The sequence below is a fragment of the Azospirillum sp. B4 genome, from assembly GCF_000333275.1.
In the GTDB taxonomy this organism is placed as follows: domain Bacteria; phylum Pseudomonadota; class Alphaproteobacteria; order Azospirillales; family Azospirillaceae; genus Nitrospirillum.
This window is the reverse complement of the sequence record NZ_BACU01000723.1, coordinates 1-4243: the sequence shown is the minus strand read 5'-3', so window position 1 is coordinate 4243 and position 4243 is coordinate 1. Positions and strand designations below refer to the sequence as shown.

The following is a 4243-nucleotide window of genomic DNA, read 5'->3' as shown; positions in this document are numbered from 1 at the left end:
GCGCATTGCGGGCATCCGCTATTTCCTGGACGACGACGCCAGCCTCAGCCGTGGCTATGGCGCCGTGGACGCGGAGGGGGCGTACACGCCATTCTGGCTGTTGCTGGACCCCACCTTGCGCGTGCTGCTGGCGGCACCGGCGGCGGAAGCCGACCGGGTGATGGCGGCGGTGGCGGACCTGCCGCCGTCCGCCGCGCACGCCGGGGTGACGGACGCGTGGGCGCCCATCCTGGTGGTGCCCCGGGTGTTCGAGCCGGACTTCTGCCGCCTGCTGGTGGCCCTGCACCAGCACCATGGCGGCCTGGATTCCGGGGTGATGAATGAGATCGACGGGCAACTGGTCGGCGTCTACGACTACGCCCGCAAACGCCGCCGCGACTACATCATGGAGGACGAGGCGCTGTGCCAGGCGGCGGCGCTGCGCATCGGCCGGCGCCTGGTGCCGGAGGTGCGGCGGGCCTTCGCCTTCGACGCCACCCGCCTGGAACGCCACATCGTCGCCTGCTACGACGCGGCGGAGGGCGGCCACTTCCGGGCGCACCGCGACAACACCGCCGGCGGCACCGTCCATCGCCGCTTCGCCGTCACCGTGAACCTGAACGCGGACGAGTATGAGGGGGGCGACCTGCGATTTCCCGAGTTCGGGCCCCGCACCTACCGCGCGCCCACCGGCGGCGCCGTCGTGTTCGCCTGCGGTTTGCTGCATGAGGCGACGCCCGTGACCCGGGGGCGCCGTTACGCCTATCTGCCCTTCCTGTTCGACGAGGCCGGGGAACGGCAGCGGCAGGAGTATCTGGCCCGGGCGGCGGCGCCCTGAAGAAACACCCGTGTTACAAAGCGCCGGGCGCCTTGCCTGCAAGTCCCTGATATAAAGGGCGCCAAGCTGCGGGGCGCCCGGTTGGCGGCCCCGCCCATGAACATCGGGGGCTTTGCCATATGTCGGGTAAGATCACTCTGCGCCGCGCCGTCCTGGCGGCGGCGTCCGCCGTTTCCCTGTTGGCCCTGTCCGTGCCCGCCCGGGCGACGGACGATCCCAAGGTCGATCCCAAGTACCTGTGGGACCTGAGCGACTACTACAGGACGCCGGCCGATTGGGATGCGGCGCGCCTTAAGGTCAAGGCCGCCCTGCCGGGCCTGGCCAAGTACAAGGGCACGCTGGCCAAGGGGCCGGCCGCGACGCTGGCGGCGCTGGAGGCCATCTACGCCGTCTATCATGACCTGGAGCGGGTGGGCACCTACGCCAGCGTCATCGCCTCCACCGACGCCCGCGACGCCCAGGCGCAGGAGCGTCAGGGCCTGGGCGACGACCTGCAGGGCGAGGTCGCCGCCGCCACGGCCTGGTTGTCGCCGGAAATCCAGGCGCTGGGCGCCGCCAAGGTCGACGGCTACCTGAAGGCGGAACCCAAGCTGGCCAAGTTCGGCTTCGCCCTGCATGACGCCCTGCGCCTGAAGGCCCACACCCTGGGTGCGGAGGCCGAGGGCGTGCTGGCGGCGCTGAGTCCGGCGCTGGGCGGCAGCGGCACCACCTACAACCTGCTGTCCAACGCCGACATCGACTGGCCCACCATCACCCTTCCCGCCAGTTCGAAGGAGGGCGGGAAATCGGTGAAGCTGACCCAGGCCAATTACCAGAAGTACCGGGAGGATCCGGACCGCGCCGTGCGCAAGGCGGTGTTCGACGCCTTCTGGACCAAGTTCGGCCAGTACGCCAACACCATGGGCTCCACCCTGGGCACCACGGTGCAGAACGGCGTCATCCAGTCCAAGCTGCGCCACTACCCCACGGCGGTGGCGGCATCCCTGTCCAACAACGACATCCCCGAGGGCGTCTACCGCACCCTGGTGGCGGAGGCCAACAAGGGCCTGCCCACGTTGCACCGCTATTTCAAGCTGCGGCAGCGCATGCTGAACCTGCCCGACCTGCACTATTACGACATCTATCCGCCCCTGGTGTCGTCCGACGCCAAGTTCCCCATCGAGGAAGGGGAGAAGCTGGTGCTGGCGGCGGTGAAGCCGTTGGGCGACGAGTACCAGAAGGCGATGGCCGACGCCTTCGCCCACCGCTGGATGCACGCCTACCCGCAGGAGGGCAAGCAGTCCGGCGCCTACCAGACGGGGGTTTATGGCCTGCACCCCGTGGTCTTCCTGAACTACCAGGACAACTACAACTCCGTCTCCACCCTGGCCCACGAATGGGGCCACGGCATGCACACCACCTTCGCCAACCGCAGCCAGCCCTACGAGCTGGCCGGATATTCCCTGTTCATGGCGGAGATCGCGTCGACGGCGAACGAGTTCCTGCTGTCGGACTACATGCTGGCCAATGCCAAGACCAAGCAGGAAAAGCTGTTGTACCTGGGCAATGAGCTGGAGACCATCCGTGGCACCTTCTTCCGCCAGACCATGTTCGCGGAGTTCGAGCTGGCGGTGCACGACGCGGTGGAGAAGGGTGAGCCCATGTCGGGCAAGCGCATGACGGAGATCTATCTGGGCCTGTTGCGCAAGTACCATGGCGCGGATCAGGGCGTGATGCAGATCGATCCGGTGTACGCGGCGGAATGGGCCTTCATCCCCCACTTCTACCGGCCCTTCTACGTCTACCAGTACGCCACCTCCATCTCGGCCTCCGCCTATTTCACGGAGAAGATCCGGGACGGCGGTGCGGCGGCGCGCGACACCTATCTGTCGGTACTGAAGGCCGGCGGGTCGGACTATCCGGTGACCGTCCTGCGCAAGGCCGGCCTGGACATGGCCTCCCCCGCCCCCTATCAGGCGCTGGTCCGGCGCATGGACGAGGTCATCACCGAGATGGAACGGTTGCTGGATCAAAAGGACTGAATTCCTTCACAAGCGAATCAGCACCGTCTATAGAGAAACAGCAGGTTCCGGCGGGCAACCGCCGGAACCTTTTGCCATGAGCTTTCAGGATTTCAGGAGTCGCGGTGATGTCGGGCATGTGGCGGGTGGCGCTGACGGTGCATGAAAGCGTGGTGCAGAACTTCGCCCAGGTGCTGGAAAGCCATGTGGACGCCGTCTCCACCTTTGAGCTGGAAGAGGGCGGTAACTGGCTGATCGAAGGCACCAGCCATGGGGAGCCCGACCAGTCCCGCCTGGTGGCCCGCGTCACCGTGCTGGCCATGGCCCTGGGCATTGAGCAGCCCGCCATCGAGGTGGAGCCGCTGGCCCCCATCGACTGGGTCACCCAGACCTATCTCAGCTTCCCGCCCATTCGCGCCGGCCGCTTCTTCGTTCACGGCAGCCACCACAAGAAGCCGGTTCCGGCCGGCTGCATCGGCCTGCTGATCGAGGCCGCCATGGCCTTCGGTTCCGGTGAGCACGCCACCACCCAGGGCTGCCTGCGGGCCTTGAGCGACCTCAACAAGTCCATGCCCGTCACCCGGGCGCTGGACATGGGCTGCGGCTCCGGCATCCTGGCCTTCGCCATCGCCAAGCTGTGGCACGCCCCGGTGGCGGCGGTGGACATCGACGCCCTGTCCATCATGATCGCCGCGGAAAACGCGCGCCTGAACAAGGTGGACAAGCTGGTGACCTGCCGTGGCGGCGATGGCTACCGCACCCCCATCGTGCGGCAGAAGGGCCCCTATGACCTGATCGTCGCCAACATCCTGGCGCGCCCCCTGGCCCGTATGGCGCCGGACCTGCGCAAGAACCTGCGCCGGGGCGGTGTCGCCGTCCTGTCCGGCCTGCTGGCCCGGCAGGAGAAGCTGGTCATCGCCGCCCACCGCCGCCAGGGTCTGAAGCTGGTGCGCCGCTATCAGATTGGTGAGTGGAACACGCTGGTGATGAAGGGCTGACGCGTCCGATCCCATGCGGTTCAAGGTGTTAGGCGCCGGTCTCGTGAGGGGCCGGCGCTTCGTTTTTCGCCCATGTAAATTCATGTAACGCGACGGTAACGGGGGCAGACAGGTTCCCGGCGGCGGGCGTATCACAAAGGCCTGCACGGGTTTCCGGCCGCCTTCCCGGGTGGACCGGCCCGACGGATACGGCATCGGGCGACCGGCGCCGGTAAGTCGCGGCGGGGGTCTTCTCCCCGCGTTGGTCCCCGCCGCGATATTTATATGTCGCCTTATAATATGTGGCCCTCAGGTTCCGGGCGCGCGCATCCGCGGGCCCCTGTGCTTGTCTTGGGGCTTCCTCGGTTTCCAGTCCGCTATCGCTTCCCGGAAACCTGCGGCGGCCGCGGTCGCGGCCTACAGCGGCAAGCGTCTCATGCCGCTGATGT

At 67.4% G+C, this 4243-nt stretch carries 3 protein-coding genes; all 3 read left to right on the top strand.

What is annotated here, in order from left to right; genetic code table 11:
* Positions 1 to 817, top strand: an 817-nt coding sequence (locus I55_RS39245; protein WP_044564840.1) for a 2OG-Fe(II) oxygenase, incomplete at its 5' end; no start/stop codon positions are given.
* Positions 818 to 936: 119 nt separating this feature from the next.
* On the top strand, positions 937 to 2838 hold the full coding sequence (gene pepF, locus I55_RS32310; protein ID WP_049974731.1) for an oligoendopeptidase F: 1902 nt from the start codon (positions 937 to 939) through the stop codon (positions 2836 to 2838).
* A 107-nt stretch (positions 2839 to 2945) separates the two neighbouring features.
* Positions 2946 to 3815: a 50S ribosomal protein L11 methyltransferase gene (locus I55_RS32305; RefSeq protein WP_044564839.1), complete on the top strand. Its 870-nt coding sequence runs from the start codon at positions 2946 to 2948 to the stop codon at positions 3813 to 3815.
* The last annotated feature ends 428 nt before the right edge of the window (positions 3816 to 4243 follow it).

Coding starts and splice junctions, on each gene's coding strand:
- pepF (WP_049974731.1), top strand. CDS start 937: ATGTCGGGTAAGATCACTCTGCGCCGCGCCGTCCTGGCGGCGGCGTCC.
- I55_RS32305 (WP_044564839.1), top strand. CDS start 2,946: ATGTCGGGCATGTGGCGGGTGGCGCTGACGGTGCATGAAAGCGTGGTG.